This is a genomic window from Streptomyces sp. TG1A-8, from assembly GCF_030499535.1.
GTDB lineage: Bacteria > Actinomycetota > Actinomycetes > Streptomycetales > Streptomycetaceae > Streptomyces.
Map to the genome: position 1 here is coordinate 3,847,125 of NZ_JASTLB010000001.1, position 14,781 is coordinate 3,861,905.

Below are 14,781 nucleotides of genomic sequence, written 5' to 3' on the forward strand. Positions count from 1 at the left end.
CGCGGACAGCCGAACCGTCGCTACCTGCGGATTCACTCCAGTCCACGCCAGCTATCCCGAGAGAAGCGACGTGCCCGGCCGCTCCGACGCGGTCCGGGTCCCCCTGCCGGCCGGGCTGCGCGACGGCACGTACACGGTGGCCTGGCGGGTGGTGTCGGCGGACAGCCATCCGGTGTCGGGCGCGCTCACGTTCTCCGTGGGCAGGCGCACGGCGACCACGGCCGCGGTGCTCCCGCGGCGCACGGAGGACCCGGTCACGACGGCGCTCCACACCATCGCCCGCCACCTCGCCCGCCTCGCGCTGGCCGTCCTCCTCGGCACGGCCGCGTTCGTGGCGTACTGCCGCCCGCCGGTGACCGCCCACCCGCGCGCCCCGGCCCGCGCCGCCTGGTGGACGGTGCTGGCGGCGACCCTCGCCCTGTTCCTCCTGCGCGCCCCGTACGAGGAGGGCACCTCCCCGGCCCGCGCGCTCGCCCTCTCCTGCCTCGCCCGCACCGCGACGACCCGTCCCGGGGAACTCCTCCTCGCCCGCGCGGCGCTCCTGCTGCTGGCGGCGGCCTGCGCGCTCGCCCCGCCCGCCCGGTGGCGCGGGGTGCCCCGCCGGACCGTCCTCGCGGGCGGCACAGCCCTCTCCGTCGCGCTCTGCCTGACCTGGGCGGCGGCCGAACACGCCTCGGCCGGCCCCCAGGTCCCCCTCGCCGTCGTCTCCACCACGCTCCACCTGCTGGCGGCGGCGGCCTGGCTGGGCGGGCTGACGGCCCTGCTGGCCACCCTGCGCCGGGTGCGCGCGGACCCGGCCGCGCTGCCGCCCCACGTGGTGCCCCGCTTCTCCACGCCGGCCCTCGCCTCGGTGACCGTCCTGGTGGTGACCGGCACCTACCAGTCCTGGCGCGGCCTCGGCTCCTGGCAGGCGCTCACCGGCACCCCCTACGGCCGCCTCCTGCTGGCCAAGCCGGCGGCGGTGACCCTGCTGCTCACGGCCGCGTCCCACTCCCGGCGCTGGACGTCCCGCCCGGCGGCACCGCCCCGGGCCCGGGTCCCCAAACCGGCCCCCCTCCCCGCCGGACCGGCCTGCTCCCCCGGACCGGCGGCCCCTCCCGGACCGGCCTGCGCCCCCGCGCCGCACGCCCCCGTGCAGCCGGGGCCGGACACGCCCGTCGCCCCTCCCGCGCCGGCCGCGCACCGCCACCTGCGCCGCTCGGTGCTGGCGGAGGTAGCCGTGGGCATGGTGGTCCTCGTCCTGACCACTCTCCTGACGAGTACCCCGCCGGCCCGGGCGGCGGCCGAGGCGGCGCGGTCGGCGGCACCGGCGGCCGGCGTCCCGGCCGCCTCGGTCACCACGGTCCCCTTCGACGTCGGCACCCCCGGCGGCCACGGCAGGGTCCAGATCACCCTGGAGCCCGGCCGGGTCGGCGCGAACTCCGTCCAGGCGGTGGTTTACGGCCCCGACGGCGGCCTGTCCTCGGTGCCCGAACTCCGCGTCGCCCTGGTCCTCCCCGCCCGGCGGATCGGCCCCCTGGACACCGGCGTCACCGACCGGGGCGGTTACTGGGCCGCCGACTCCTTCGCGTTGCCGATGGCGGGAACGTGGACCATGAAGGTGACGGTGAGGGTGTCGGAGGTGGACCAGGTGACCGTGTCCCGGTCCGTGCGGGTGACCCGGTGACGGGCCGGCGGCACACCGCCTCCCGGCCGCCCGGAGAGGACGAGATGCCATACGACCACGAACGACCGGTGTCCGAACGACCGGTCTCCGAACGACTGGTCTCCGAAGGGCCGGTGCCCGACGGGGTGACGAGTGAGCGCGTGACGATCGAGGGAGTGGAGTTCGCCGCCGCTCTCACGCTCCGGTCGGACGTCGGAGTGCTGGCCCTGCACGGAAGCAGGGAGGGCGGCACGGCGGAGCTGGCCCGGGAGGTGGCGGCCCGCGCGGGCGCGACCGCACTGGTCTTCACCCAGCCGGCCGGCGACCCGGTCCACATCCCCTCGCACCGGATGGCGTCCGCCCCCTGCGCGTCCCTGGACCGCTTCCTCTCCCACGTCTGCCTGGTGGTCTCCCTGCACGGCCACTTCCGGCCCGCGGCCCCCCGCTCGGTCTTCCTGGGCGGCGGCAACCGCGGGGCGGCCCGCACCCTGGGGCACAGCCTCACCCTGCTCGCCCCGGACTTCGACGCCGTGACGGACCTGGACCGCATCCCCACGGGACTGCGCGGCCTCCACCCCCGCAACCCCGTGAACCTCGCCCGGGACAAGGGCGTCCAGCTCGAACTCCCGCTGAGCGCGCGGACCCACCGGCCCGAACGCGGCCCGGGGACCCCGGACCGGCCCCGTCCGGAGGTGGCGGACGCCCTCGTGGCCGGGATCGAGCGCCTTGCGGCCGGTCCGGGCAGGTAGTCACCGGCCGCTTGTGCACTACGGTTCGGGAAGGCGCAGGGCCTTGCCGGGGGAGGGCTGGTGAACGCTCGGATTCTGGTCGCGGAGGACGACGGGAAGCAGTCCCGGCTGATCCGGATCTACCTGGAACGCGAAGGGAACGCGGTGCAGGTCGTGGCCGACGGCCGCGCGGCGCTGGAGCGGGCCCGGTCCGCGCGGCCGGACCTCATCGTCCTCGACGTGATGCTGCCGGTGGTCGACGGCCTGGACGTGTGCCGCATCCTGCGCGCCGAGTCGGACGTGCCGATCCTGCTGCTCACCGCGCGCACCACCGAGGAGGACATGCTCCTCGGCCTGGACCTCGGCGCCGACGACTACCTGACCAAGCCGTACAGCCCCCGCGAACTGACCGCCCGGGTGCGGGCGCTGCTGCGCCGGTCCAGGAGGTCCGGCGGCGCGGCGGAGCCCGCGGTGCTGCGGGTGGGCGAGGTGGAGCTGGACACCGCGCGCTTCGAGGTCCGGGTGGCGGGACGGCCGGTGGCGCTGACCGCGAAGGAGTTCGCCGTCCTGGAGACGCTGGCGCGGGAACCGGGCCGGGTCTTCACCCGGGCGCAGATCATCGAGCGCGTCTTCGGCTTCGACCGGGACGTGCTGGAGCGGACCGTCGACGCGCACGTGATGAACCTGCGCCGCAAGCTGGAGTCGGACCCGGCCCGGCCCCGCCACCTGGAGACGGTGTACGGGCGGGGCTACCGCCTCGCGGACGGTGGCGACCCGGCCCGCACCTGACGCGCCGGCGCTCCGGTCGGCGCTCCGCGTGCCGTGGTGCGCCGGAGCCCGGTTCCGCCCGGCGGCGGCCGCTCAGCCCGCCCCTGACGCGCCGTCGTCCCCCGCAGCCTCCGGCAGGGTGATCGTGAACGTCGTGCCGGCCCCGACCGTGCTGCGCACGTCGATCGTCCCGCCGTGGTCGGTGACGATCTGCCGGGCGATGGACAGTCCCAGGCCGCTGCCGCCGGTCGCCCGGCCCCGGGAGGGGTCCGCCCGCCAGAAGCGGTCGAAGAGGTGCGGCAGGTCCGCCTCCGGGATGCCCGTACCGGTGTCCCGGACCTCCACGACGGCCGAGCCGCGCCGCCGGGACAGGACCAGCGTCACGGTGCCGCCGGCCCCCGTGGCGCGCAGCGCGTTGCCCAGCAGGTTGCCGACGACCTGGCGGAGCCGGTCCGGGTCGCCGAGCACGTGCACCGGGTGGGGCACCCGGAGTTCCAGGGCGACGCCCGCCGTCCCGGCCCGGGCGCGGTGGGCGGTCCGGCCGGCCTCCAGCAGCTCGCGCAGGTCGACCGCGCGGTGGTGGTACGTGAGCGCCCCGGCCTCCGCGAGGGCCAGGTCCTGGAGGTCGTCCACGATCCGCTGCTGGAGCAGCGCCTCCTCGTGGAGGGAGGCGAGCAGCTCGGGCGTCGGCTCGACGACCCCGTCCCGCAGGGCCTCCAGGTAGCCGCGTAGGTTGGCCAGCGGGGTGCGCAGCTCGTGCGCGATGTCCCCGGTGAGCCGGCGCTGGCGTTCCTCGCCGGCCTGGATGGAGTCGGCCATGCGGTTGAAGGCACCGCCGAGCTGGGCGATCTCGTCCCGGCCGGAGACCGGGACGCGGCGCCCCAGGTCGCCCTCGCCGAGCCCCTTGGCGGCGAGCGTCATGGCCCGGACCGGGCGCAGCACCGCCCGGCTCAGCAGCAGCGCGCCGAGGACGGCGGCCAGGGCGACCCCGACCGCGACGGCGGCGGCGGGTGCGGCGGCCAGGGCGGGCGGGGACTCGTCCCGGTAGCCCAGGCGGACCTCGAGGCGGGGCGGGGCGACGGAGGCGGTCCGCTCGTTGAAGACCCGCTGGAGGCAGGGGGCGACGGGCCGCGCGGACGTGCAGGCGCGAAGCGCGTCGAGGTCCTGCGGGGTGCGCGGGTCGGACCCGCGGGGCGGCTCCTCGCACCGCGCGGACCGGTGGCCGGTGGTGACACGGGGGACGCCCATGCCGTCCCGCCGGGCCGCCACTTCGGCGCCCGCCCGGGTCAGGCAGGCGGCGTACGCGACCGAGGAGCGGTAGTCGGCGATCGCGGTGGCCGCCAGCTTCGCCGAGAGCCGGGGCACCTGTCCGCCGGGGAGGCTCAGCACGGGCCGTGCGTCGACCACCACCGGGGGCTGGCCGCCCAGCGGGCGGGGCTCGCGGCCCGCGAGGGCGTCGGAGTCGGCGAGCAGGGTGCCGGCCTCGGTGACGACCCGGATGCGCTGCCCGGTGTCCCCGGCGAGGTCGCGCACCGTCGGCGGCAGCCCGTCCCAGGTGCCGTGGGCGAATCCGTACGCGCGCAGCTCACCGGTGATGCGGGAGACCTCCTGCCGGCCGGCGGCGACGGTCTCCCGCACCTGGCGGTTGGCCTGGCGCAGGGTGAGCCAGGCGGTGGCGGCGGTGGCGGTCAGGGCGACCAGCATGAGCAGGCCCAGGACCCGCAGCCGGAAGCTCACCGCCCTCCCCCCGCCCCGGTCGTCGGGACGCGTGCGCTCAACGGAGCTCCTTCGGGCGTCGGGTTTCCCACGGTAGCGGGGCGTCCCGGCGGTCGGCCGGGTGTGCCCGATTTGGGTGGTTCTTCGGCCAGTACGCCCGAGGAATGGCGGATTCACCCCTGCATCCCCTTTAGGTCTCGCAGGGGTGGAAAACGGCCATTGGTGACGGAATGCTTTCTTCAGTCCCCGGCGGGGGGCGAGGGTGCTTACGCCGCCGCATTCCGACGGGTGCGGTGGCCGCGCCACCCGCTCCGGTGTCCCTTCCGGTGCCGGAGCCGCACTGCTGACGTACCAACACACATGGGGGTAAAAGTGAAACGTCGACTCGCCGCGCTCATCCCAGCGGTGGCCCTGGCCGCCCTGGCGGTCCCGGTGGCCACGGCCACCTCGGCCTCCGCGCACGCGGCCTGCGGCTCCTCGCCCAGCGACCAGGACGACTCGTCCTGGGGCTACTACGCCAACGGCGCCAACGAGCGGACCGGTTCCAGCACCGGCTGCGCGAGCCGGGGCATCGCCTACAGCAACGACCGGCTCGACTACCACTGCTACACCGTGGGCAACGACGGCTACACCTGGACGTTCGTCCGCAACGACACCGACGCCGTCTACGGCTGGATCCGCGACGACCTGCTGAGCAACGGCGGCAGCTTCGACTACTGCGGCTTCTAGGCCCCGCCCCGGCAGCCCCGGGGACTGCCGGCCGGGCCGGAGCGACAACACGTCATCGAAGCGACGGCACGACGGGGGCGGTCTCCCAGGAGGCCGCCCCCGTCCCGTCCGCCCCCCGTCCCGTCCGCCCGCCGCCCCGCCGGCCGTCTCCTCCGGGCGGGCGCGGCTCACGGCGCGGACAGCGCCTCCGTCGGCGAGAGCCTGCTCGCCCGCACCGCCGGGTACAGACCGGCGATCATCCCGATGAACAGGGTCGAGCCGACACCGGCCGCGCTCGCCCAGGCCGGCACGACCGTCGGCCAGTCGCGGCTGAGGGCGTAACCCGCCGTGATCAGCGTCCCGAGGACCGTTCCGCCGAGTCCGCCGATCAGGGACAGCAGCAGCGACTCCGTCACGAACTGGGTGCGGATCTGGCCCCGGGTCGCCCCGAGGGCCCGGCGCAGACCGATCTCCGGGCGGCGCTCCAGGACCGAGATGACCATGGTGTTGCCCACGCCGACCCCGCCCACCAGCAGCGCCACCCCGCCGAGCCCCAGCAGCAGGCCGGTGAGCGCGGACTCGGTGGCCTCGCGGGCGGCCAGGGCGTCGGAGGGCCGGGAGATCCGCACCTCGTCCGGCTTCTCCGGGTACGCCGTGGCCGCCAGCACCGACCGCACCGCCGTGACCTCGCTGTCCTCGCTGCGGACGTACACCATCGAGGGGTGGCCGTCGAAGCGCAGGTACGTCCGGGCCGCCGGCCAGCCGACCAGCGCGGCGCCGTCCAGCTCCGGCGCCAGCGGCACGGGGTCGAGGACGCCGACGAGCGAGAACCAGCGGCCGCCGATCCAGACCCGGGTCCCAGGGGCGTACACGTCGAGGCGCTGGGCGGCCGTGGCGCCGAGGACGACCGCCGGGTACCGCTCCGTGGCCGCGTCCAGCCAGCGGCCCGCGCGGACCCGGCCGCCGACGGCCGGGAGCAGGCCGCGGCCGGCCGCGAGGACGTCGAGGGAACCGGTGCGGCCGACGGCGATGTGCTCGTTGCGGTAGAGGTGCGCGCCGAGCGCCCCGGTCGCGGCGACCTGCCGCACGGGCGGGATCCGGCGGATCATCGGCACCGCCTCGTACGGCAGCCGGGCCCGCTCGCCGCTCAGGCTCTGGCCCGGGGCGACCCGCAGCAGGTTGGTGCCGAGCGCGTCGAGGCGGCGGTCCACCTCCGCCTGTCCGGACCCGGAGATGCCGACCACCGCGATCATGGCCGCGACGCCGATGGCGATGCCGAGGGCGGAGAGGAAGACCCGCAGGGGGCGGGTCCGCAGCCCGGTGCCGCCGAGGCGTACGACGTCGGCGGGGCCGAGGCGCGCGGCACGCAGCCGGGACCGCGGCGGCCCGCCTCCCGGGCCGGCCGCGGGACGCGTCGCGCGGTCCGTGCGGCCCGTCACCGGACCGCCCCGGTCGCCGCGCCCCGGGCGGTGTCGGCGACCACGCGGCCGTCGCGCATCTCGATGCGTCGGGGCAGTTCGGCGGCGATCTCCCGGTCGTGCGTGATGATCACCACCGTGGTGCCCGCCGCGTGCAGTTCGCGCAACAGGTCCAGCACGGCGGTGCCCGACGCGGAGTCGAGGTTGCCGGTCGGTTCGTCCGCCAGCAGGACGGACGGCTCACCGGCCACCGCGCGGGCGACCGCGACCCGCTGCCGCTCGCCGCCGGAGAGCTGCTGCGGCAGGTGGTGGACACGGTGGCTGAGCCCGACCCGGGCCAGCGCGGCGGCCGCCCTGGCGCGGCGGTGGCGCACCGGGACGCCGGCGTAGAGCAGGCCGTCCGCCACCGCGTCGAGCACGGGCACACCGACCGCCAGGTGGAACTGCTGGAAGACGAAACCGATCCGGGTGGCGCGCAGCGCGGACACCTCCCGGTCCGACAGCCGGGCCACGTCGTGGCCGTCGATCAGCACCCGTCCCGAGGAGGGGCGGTCGAGGCTGCCCATCAGGTTGAGCATGCTGGACTTCCCCGACCCCGACGGGCCGACGACGGCGACGAGTTCGCCCCGTCCGATCCGCAGGCTCACGTCGCGCACCGCGGCCACTCCGCCCGGATACGTCTTGCGGACCGCGTCGAACTCCAGGACCACCCGGGAGGTGCCGCTCTCCCCGTTCGAGCCGGTCACTCCGGGATCCTCACCTTCATGCCCTCGTGGACGGCGGTGCCGCTCACTTCCACGTCCCCGTCCGCGAACAGCCCCGTCCTGACGGCGACGAACCGGCCGTCCCGCGTCTCCAGCCCGTAGCCGCCCCCGGCGAGGGCGACCAGCGCGGACACGGGCACGCTCAGCACGTCCTTGGCCTCGCGGCCGACGTACTCCACGGTCACCGGCCCGCTCTCCAGCCGCCCCAGGGCCTTCTGGTCCCGGACGGTCACGGTCACCGGCACCGTCGCGTCGGCGGCTCCCGGGCCGCCCCCCTCGTCCCCGCCGGTCCCGGGCGCGGTCGCCTGCTTCCCCACCGACGCGACCGTGCCCCTGACGGACGTGCCGCCGGGCAGCCCGACCTCGACGTCCGTGCCGCGCACCGCCCAGGCGGCGTCCGCCGCCGAGGCGTTGACGACGACCTTGCGCGAGGTGCCGGTGCAGGTCAGCGTGTTCTCGCCGGCCGCCGAACCCGGGCGCACCCCCGCGTGCCCGATCCGCACCCTGCCGGAGGAGTAGACGACGTCCCCGACGCCGACCGCCCCGGTCACGGGCAGTCCGAGCGACCTCTGCCAGCGCCCGACCGCCCGGGCGGTGGCGGCGGTGAACCGCTCGTCCACGGTGAACCCGGTGTAGCCCAGGGCCGCCAGGTTGGTCTCGAACTGCATGACGTCCATGCCCCGCAGCTCCCGCGGCGCCGGATTCGGGCCGGCGCCCGCGGCGGCACCGGCGCCCCCCGGCGCCGGTGCCGCGGAGGAAGCCGGGGAGGTGCCGCCCCCGCCCGCCTTCTGCCCCGGGTCCTGCTGCGCCGGCGGCCGTCCGTCCGGGTCCCGGCCGCCCTCCTGGCCGCTCGTCCGCGCGACCAGGCCGATGTCCCGGTACATCGGCAGCATCCCGTACAGCAGGACGACCGGCCGGTCGTCGACGCGCAGCAGCGTGCCGCCGCGCCCGACGGTCGCGCCCTGCTCGGGCAGCCAGGTCACCGTGCCCGTGGCCCTGACCGGCAGCGGGATCTCCGTGCCGTAGCCCAACTGGCCGTCCACCTGCGTCCGCTCGGCCAGCGTCCGCCGGGTGACCGGGACGAGGGAACCCGACCGGGGCGGTGCGCCGGGACCCTCCTCCCCGCCGCCGAGCCCCAGGGCCCCCACCGCGGCGACCGCCGCCACGACGACCACGGCCACGACGACCAGCGCCGTGCGCCGGCCGTACCGGCCGCGCGGCGGAGGCGGCGCGGGAGGCGCCCCGGGCGCGTCCTCGGTGTGCGTCACCGTCCCGGCCACGATCAGCCCTTGCCGGCCGGCGGGTTGGCCGGTTCGCCGATGATCGGCGCACAGACGCGGGCGGCCCGCTTGGCACCGGCCGACGTCTGGTCCCACTCGGACCGGCCGGAGTTGTCGTTGCCGCCGTAACCGTCCGGACCCGGGTCGGGGAAGTCGGGTGCGCCGTGCTTCTGCATGCAGGTGGCGTAGTCGCGCTTGACCTTGATCTGCGCGGGCGTGAGCTTGGGCTCGTTGGCCTCCTCCAGCCCCTCCGGGACCGCGCCCTTGAGGTCGGCGCACTTCGTGGTCGCGCCGATGAACTTCGGGTCCTTCTTCAGGGCGAGGCCCTGCCCGGACATGTCGACCCGCCCCTTGGAGTCCGGGTCCGGCAGGTCGACCCCGTGCTTCCGCATGCACGCGACCCACGCGCGCTGGCTCTCGACGTACGCGGCCACGTCACTTCCGCCGCCTGCGCCCGCCTTCCCGCCCGGGGCGGACGAGCCGGCCCCCTCGGCCGTGGGCACCTTCGAGCCCCCGTCGTCACCTCCGCAGCCGGCCACCGCGAACACCGCGGCCGACGCCACCGCGACGAGCAACACCCGATCGCCCCTCATGGGCTCTTCCCCCTCTTCCCACCGTCCCCGGCCGCGTGTGCGACGGGCAGACCGACGGTAGGCCGAAGGAGATGAAGAACCTTTGAAGAACCTGTCCCCCACCGATGCGCGCTCCGGCGGACCCGCCGGGCGGGCCCGGGACCGGGGCCACCCGGACGCGCCCCGGGGAGACGGTCCGCTCGGGAACGTGACGGGGATCATGTCCCGCGAAGTCGTGCGACCGGCCGGGAACGCGCCCTCCGGGAGCCGCCCGGCACCGGCCGGGAGGCCGCCACGAGCGGCACCCCGCATGAGGATGCACGGCCCCGGTTCCACCGGCCCTGCGACGACCTCCTGGTGTCCGCGGCGGAGGTCGCTCCTCCGTCGAGCGACGCGGGTCAGGGAGGCGTCGGCGGGGCCTTCAACAGCCCGGTCGCCAGGCCGGCCGGATCAGCCGGGGCGGGTGCCTTCCCCACGCCCGTGGCAGCGATCCGGCCGCTGCCCCTCGCACCGGTGCCGCGCGGAGCCGGCACGGGAGCGGCGGCCCGCCGGGGCCGTGCCCTCTCGATCCGTACCGTGCCCTCGGCCCGGACTCGCCGCACCTCCTGTACCGCCCCGCCGAACTGCGGAGTCCGATGGACGCGGGGGACGCGGCCGGGTCCGCCGGCGAAGCCCTCCACGGGCACGACGCTCGCCGGTGGCAACCGTCGCGACATCTGCCGCCGGGTCCCGCAAGGGGCTGTCACGAGCCGGCGCCGGCCACCGCCGTGGGGTGCGGAAGCGTCCACCCGGCTTTCGCCGGGGCACCCCGATCGCCGGCTGTCAACGCAACCGGAAACACGGCCGATCCACGCCGAAGAGCCGAGCCACGGTTGTGGCTCGGCTCTTCGTTCCACCTTTTCAGGCGACCGCGGAGGATACGAGATTCGAACTCGTGAGGGGTTGCCCCCAACACGCTTTCCAAGCGTGCGCCCTAGGCCTCTAGGCGAATCCTCCGGCGCAAACATTACATGACCGAGGGGAGTGCTCGCGAACTCGTTCCCACCGGCCCGTATCGGGTAGGCTGTGCGCAGCCCCTCACGCGGCGCTATCTGACTGAACTCCCCCAGGGCCGGAAGGCAGCAAGGGTAGGTCGGCTCTGGCGGGTGCGTGGGGGGCCCTTGCGTGCGTCGGGGCGGGTTGTCGGTGGGCGCCTATAACCTCGTAAGCGTGTCGTCTCTCGCGCTGTACCGCCGCTATCGCCCGGAGGCCTTTTCCGAGGTCATCGGACAGGAGCATGTCACCGACCCGCTGCAGCAGGCGCTGCGGAACAACCGGGTCAACCACGCGTACCTGTTCAGCGGCCCGCGCGGCTGCGGCAAGACGACCAGCGCCCGCATCCTGGCCCGCTGCCTGAACTGCGAGCAGGGTCCCACCCCGACTCCCTGCGGCGACTGCCAGTCCTGCCGTGACCTGGCCAGGAACGGCCCGGGGTCGATCGACGTCATCGAGATCGACGCGGCCTCCCACGGCGGCGTGGACGACGCCCGCGAGCTGCGCGAGAAGGCATTCTTCGGCCCCGCGGGCAGCCGGTACAAGATTTACATCATCGACGAGGCCCACATGGTCACGTCGGCCGGCTTCAACGCCCTGCTGAAGGTCGTCGAGGAGCCTCCGGAGCACCTCAAGTTCATCTTCGCCACGACCGAGCCCGAGAAGGTCATCGGGACCATCCGGTCGCGCACCCACCACTACCCCTTCCGGCTGGTGCCGCCGGGAACCCTCCGGGACTACCTCGCCGAGGTCTGCCGGAAGGAGGACATTCCGGTCGAGGACGGGGTGCTGCCGCTCGTCGTGCGCGCCGGCGCCGGTTCCGTGCGCGACTCCATGTCCGTCATGGACCAGCTGCTCGCCGGTGCGGGGGAGGACGGCGTGACCTACGCCATGGCCACCTCCCTCCTCGGCTACACCGACGGCTCCCTCCTCGACTCCGTGGTCGAGGCCTTCGCCACCGGCGACGGCGCCGCCGCCTTCGAGGTCGTGGACCGCGTCATCGAGGGCGGCAACGACCCCCGCCGCTTCGTCGCCGACCTGCTGGAGCGCCTCCGCGACCTGGTGATCCTCGCCGCCGTGCCGGACGCGGCGGACAAGGGACTGCTCGACGCCCCCGCCGACGTCCTGGAGCGCATGCAGGCCCAGGCCGGCACCTTCGGCGCCGCCGAGCTGAGCCGCGCCGCCGACCTCGTCAACGAGGGCCTGACCGAGATGCGCGGTGCCACCTCGCCCCGCCTCCAGCTCGAACTCATCTGCGCCCGCGTCCTGCTCCCCGCCGCCTACGGCGACCAGCGCTCCCTCCTGGCCCGCCTCGACCGCCTGGAGCGCGGCGCCGGCTTCCCGGGCGGCGCCGGCACGCCCGCCCCGGGGTACGTCCCCGGCCCCGGGGCCCACGCCGGCCCCGGCGGCGGGACGGGCGCGGGGGCGGACACGGGCCCGGGCGCGGCCGGTGGCGGTGCGTCCGTACCGGCCGGCAGCGGTCCCGCCGTGGCCCGCGCGGCCGTGCGGGGCCCCGGCGGACCGGCGGGACCCGGCGGTCCGGGAGGGTCCGGCGGCCCGGTGGCTCCGGCCCGTCCGGCTCCCGAACCTGCTGCGGTCCCGGCGCCCGCTCCCGCCCCGGCGGCGCCCGCCCCGGTCCCCGCCCCGCAGGCACCCGCCCCCGCCGCCCCCGGGGCCTGGCCCACCGCGGCACCCCTCGGCAGTGGCCGGCGGCCCGGTGGCTGGCCCACGGCCGCTCCGGCGGGCCCGCAGCAGGCGCAGGGTCCGGCCGCCCCGGCCCAGCAGCAGCCCCCGTACCCGGCGCCCCCCGCCCCGGCGGCGCCCTCCGCCCCGGTTCCGGCCGCCCCCGCAGGCACGCCCGACCCCCGCGCGCTCTGGCCGAACGTCCTGGAGGCCGTCAAGAACCGCCGCCGCTTCACCTGGATCCTGCTCAGCCAGAACGCCCAGGTGACCGGTTTCGACGGCACCACCCTCCAACTCGGGTTCGTCAACGCCGGTGCGCGCGACAACTTCGCGAGCAGCGGGAGCGAGGACGTACTGCGGCAGGCGCTGGCCGAGCAGTTCGGCGTGCAGTGGAAGATCGAGGCGGTCGTCGACCCGTCGGGCGGCTCCGCGCCCCCGCCCTCCGGCGGCTCCCCGGGCTTCGGCGGCGGGGCCGGCGCGAGTGCCGGGTACGGCGGTGGTGCGCAGGCCGGTGGCTACGGCTCCCCGGCCGGCGGAGGCCACGGCGCCCCCGCCCCGCGCCCCGGGGCCGTTGCCCGGTCCTCCGCCGCCCCGGCGCCCGGTGTCCCGCAGGGCAGCGCCCCGTCGGCCCGGCCCCCGGCCCCGTCTCCGGCCGCCTCCGCCCGCCCCGCCGGACCGTCCGGGCCGCCCCCCGTGTCCCCCGAGGACGACATCCCGGAGGACGACGACCCCGACTTGGACGAGTCGGCCCTCTCCGGCCACGAGCTGATCGTGCGGGAACTGGGGGCGACGGTCGTGGAGGAGTTCACGAACGAATGACGAACAGGACGGGGCAGGCGGGGCAGGGCGGGCGGGGCGGGCGGGGACGGCGGCCGGGCCGCTTTCCGGAAGGGGGCGTCCGGCGCCCCGCACCGGACGCCGTCCGGCGGGGTGGGGACGGCCGTCCCGCGCATTCCCCTCGGGACGCCTTGGAGGAACCCACGAATTCCCCGCCCCCCGGTCTTCGGCGGCCCAGCCGATAGGCTGACCCCGTGAAGGTCCTCGTCATCGGAAGCGGCGCCCGCGAACACGCCCTGTGCCGCTCCCTCTCCCTCGACCCCGACGTCTCCGCGCTGCACTGCGCCCCCGGCAACGCCGGCATCGCCGAGGTGGCCGAGCTGCACCGGGTCGACGCGCTCGACGGCAAGGCCGTGGCCGCGCTGGCCGGCGACCTCGGCGCCGACCTCGTCGTCGTCGGCCCGGAGGCCCCGCTGGTCGCCGGTGTCGCCGACGCCGTGCGCGAGGCGGGCATCCCCGTGTTCGGCCCCTCCCGGGAGGCCGCGCTGCTGGAAGGGTCCAAGGCCTTCGCCAAGGACGTGATGGCCGCGGCCGGGGTGCCGACCGCCCGCTCGTACGTCTGCACGACCGAGGCGGAGGCCGCCGAGGCCCTGGACGCCTTCGGCGCGCCGTACGTCGTCAAGGACGACGGGCTGGCCGCCGGCAAGGGCGTCGTCGTGACCTCCGACCTCGAAGCCGCCAAGGCCCACGCGGCGGCCTGCGAGCGCGTGGTCGTCGAGGAGTTCCTCGACGGCCCCGAGGTCTCCCTCTTCGCGGTCACGGACGGCGAGACCGTCGTACCGCTCCAGCCCGCCCAGGACTTCAAGCGGGCCCTGGACGGCGACGAGGGCCCGAACACGGGCGGCATGGGCGCCTACTCGCCGCTGCCCTGGGCCGACCCGAAGCTGGTCGAAGAGGTGCTGCGGACGGTGCTGCAGCCGACCGTGGACGAGCTGCGCCGCCGCGGCACCCCCTTCTCCGGCCTCCTCTACGCCGGCCTGGCCATCACCTCGCGCGGCGTGCGGGTCATCGAGTTCAACGCCCGCTTCGGCGACCCGGAGACCCAGGTCGTGCTGGCCCGGCTGAAGACCCCGCTGGCCGGTGTCCTGCTGGCCTCCGCCAACGGCACCCTCGCCGACCTCGCCCCCCTGCGCTGGAGCGAGGAGGCGGCCGTCACGGTCGTCGTCGCCGCGCACAACTACCCCGGCACCCCGCGCACCGGCGACCCGATCACCGGTCTGGACGAGGTGGCCGCCCAGGACGCCCCGCACGCCTACGTGCTGCACGCCGGGACCGGGCGGGACGGCGACGCCGTCGTCAGCGCCGGCGGCCGCGTGCTGTCCGTCACGGCGACCGGCGAGGACCTGACCGAGGCCCGCGAGCGGGCGTACCGGGCGGTGGCGCGCATCCGCCTCGACGGCTCCCAGCACCGCACGGACATCGCGGCGAAGGCGGCGGCGGACGCGTAGCACCGCCGGTCGCGCCCAGCACCTCCGAGCACTCGGCGCGGCCCGGCGCCCAGCACTCGCCCCCGGGCCCCGGACGTGAGAATCCGGGGCCTGATCTTTGCGTTCCGTCACCCACCTTTGACCAGAGCCATTCCATCGAGTGAGCAATCCCCCATACGGCTGACTGTGGCCGGGGCCCCAAC

Annotated in this window: 11 protein-coding genes, 1 tRNA gene and 1 other RNA gene; 7 read left to right on the top strand and 6 right to left on the bottom strand. The window is 76.2% G+C overall.

The features are described from left to right. The first annotated feature begins 70 nt into the window (after positions 1-70). From QQY24_RS16755 to QQY24_RS16765, 3 genes are all read left to right on the top strand, one after another. A complete protein-coding gene (locus tag QQY24_RS16755) occupies positions 71-1,666 on the top strand; it encodes a copper resistance CopC/CopD family protein (RefSeq protein WP_301973499.1) in 1,596 nt (531 codons plus the stop codon). Positions 1,667-1,734: 68 nt separating this feature from the next. Continuing rightward, a complete protein-coding gene (locus QQY24_RS16760) occupies positions 1,735-2,394 on the top strand; it encodes a poly-gamma-glutamate hydrolase family protein (protein WP_301973500.1) in 660 nt (219 codons plus the stop codon). 60 nt (positions 2,395-2,454) lie between these two features. Next, positions 2,455-3,162, top strand: a complete 708-nt coding sequence (locus QQY24_RS16765) for a response regulator transcription factor (RefSeq protein WP_301973501.1) — start codon at positions 2,455-2,457, stop codon at positions 3,160-3,162. A gap of 72 nt (positions 3,163-3,234) precedes the next feature. Here QQY24_RS16765 and QQY24_RS16770 read toward each other — a convergent pair whose 3' ends face one another. Continuing rightward, on the bottom strand, positions 3,235-4,878 hold the full coding sequence (locus QQY24_RS16770) for an ATP-binding protein (protein WP_301973502.1): 1,644 nt from the start codon (positions 4,876-4,878) through the stop codon (positions 3,235-3,237). 351 nt (positions 4,879-5,229) lie between these two features. Here QQY24_RS16770 and QQY24_RS16775 point away from each other — a divergent pair, with 351 nt between their 5' ends. Continuing rightward, entirely contained in the window at positions 5,230-5,586 is a 357-nt protein-coding gene (locus QQY24_RS16775) for an SH3 domain-containing protein (RefSeq protein WP_301973503.1), read from the top strand. A gap of 167 nt (positions 5,587-5,753) precedes the next feature. On the opposite strand, the gene QQY24_RS16780 is transcribed toward QQY24_RS16775, so the two are convergent. The 5 genes from QQY24_RS16780 to QQY24_RS16800 all read right to left on the bottom strand — a co-directional run bounded on the left by QQY24_RS16780 (position 5,754) and on the right by QQY24_RS16800 (position 10,595). Further along, positions 5,754-6,935: an ABC transporter permease gene (locus QQY24_RS16780; RefSeq protein ID WP_301976269.1), complete on the bottom strand. Its 1,182-nt coding sequence runs from the start codon at positions 6,933-6,935 to the stop codon at positions 5,754-5,756. A gap of 65 nt (positions 6,936-7,000) precedes the next feature. Beyond that, entirely contained in the window at positions 7,001-7,729 is a 729-nt protein-coding gene (locus QQY24_RS16785; protein WP_301973504.1) for an ABC transporter ATP-binding protein, read from the bottom strand. After that, complete coding sequence (locus QQY24_RS16790) at positions 7,726-9,015, bottom strand: peptidoglycan-binding domain-containing protein (RefSeq protein ID WP_301973505.1); 1,290 nt, start codon at positions 9,013-9,015, stop codon at positions 7,726-7,728. Before QQY24_RS16790 ends, QQY24_RS16785 begins: the two co-directional genes overlap by 4 nt. A gap of 14 nt (positions 9,016-9,029) precedes the next feature. Continuing rightward, on the bottom strand, positions 9,030-9,620 hold the full coding sequence (locus tag QQY24_RS16795; protein WP_301973506.1) for a hypothetical protein: 591 nt from the start codon (positions 9,618-9,620) through the stop codon (positions 9,030-9,032). Between the two features lie 890 nt (positions 9,621-10,510). Then, a tRNA-Ser gene (locus tag QQY24_RS16800) sits at positions 10,511-10,595 on the bottom strand. Positions 10,596-10,667: 72 nt separating this feature from the next. Between QQY24_RS16800 and ffs the strand changes: the two genes are divergently transcribed. The 3 genes from ffs to purD all read left to right on the top strand — a co-directional run bounded on the left by ffs (position 10,668) and on the right by purD (position 14,599). Then, positions 10,668-10,764, top strand: an RNA gene (ffs, locus tag QQY24_RS16805) — signal recognition particle sRNA small type. A 44-nt stretch (positions 10,765-10,808) separates the two neighbouring features. Continuing rightward, a complete protein-coding gene (locus QQY24_RS16810) occupies positions 10,809-13,133 on the top strand; it encodes a DNA polymerase III subunit gamma and tau (protein ID WP_301973507.1) in 2,325 nt (774 codons plus the stop codon). 212 nt (positions 13,134-13,345) lie between these two features. Next, the gene (purD, locus tag QQY24_RS16815; RefSeq protein ID WP_301973508.1) at positions 13,346-14,599 is read left to right on the top strand and encodes a phosphoribosylamine--glycine ligase; all 1,254 of its coding nucleotides are present in this window, start codon (positions 13,346-13,348) and stop codon (positions 14,597-14,599) included. Positions 14,600-14,781 lie beyond the last annotated feature (182 nt).

Coding starts and splice junctions, on each gene's coding strand:
- QQY24_RS16795 (WP_301973506.1), bottom strand. CDS start 9,620: ATGAGGGGCGATCGGGTGTTGCTCGTCGCGGTGGCGTCGGCCGCGGTG.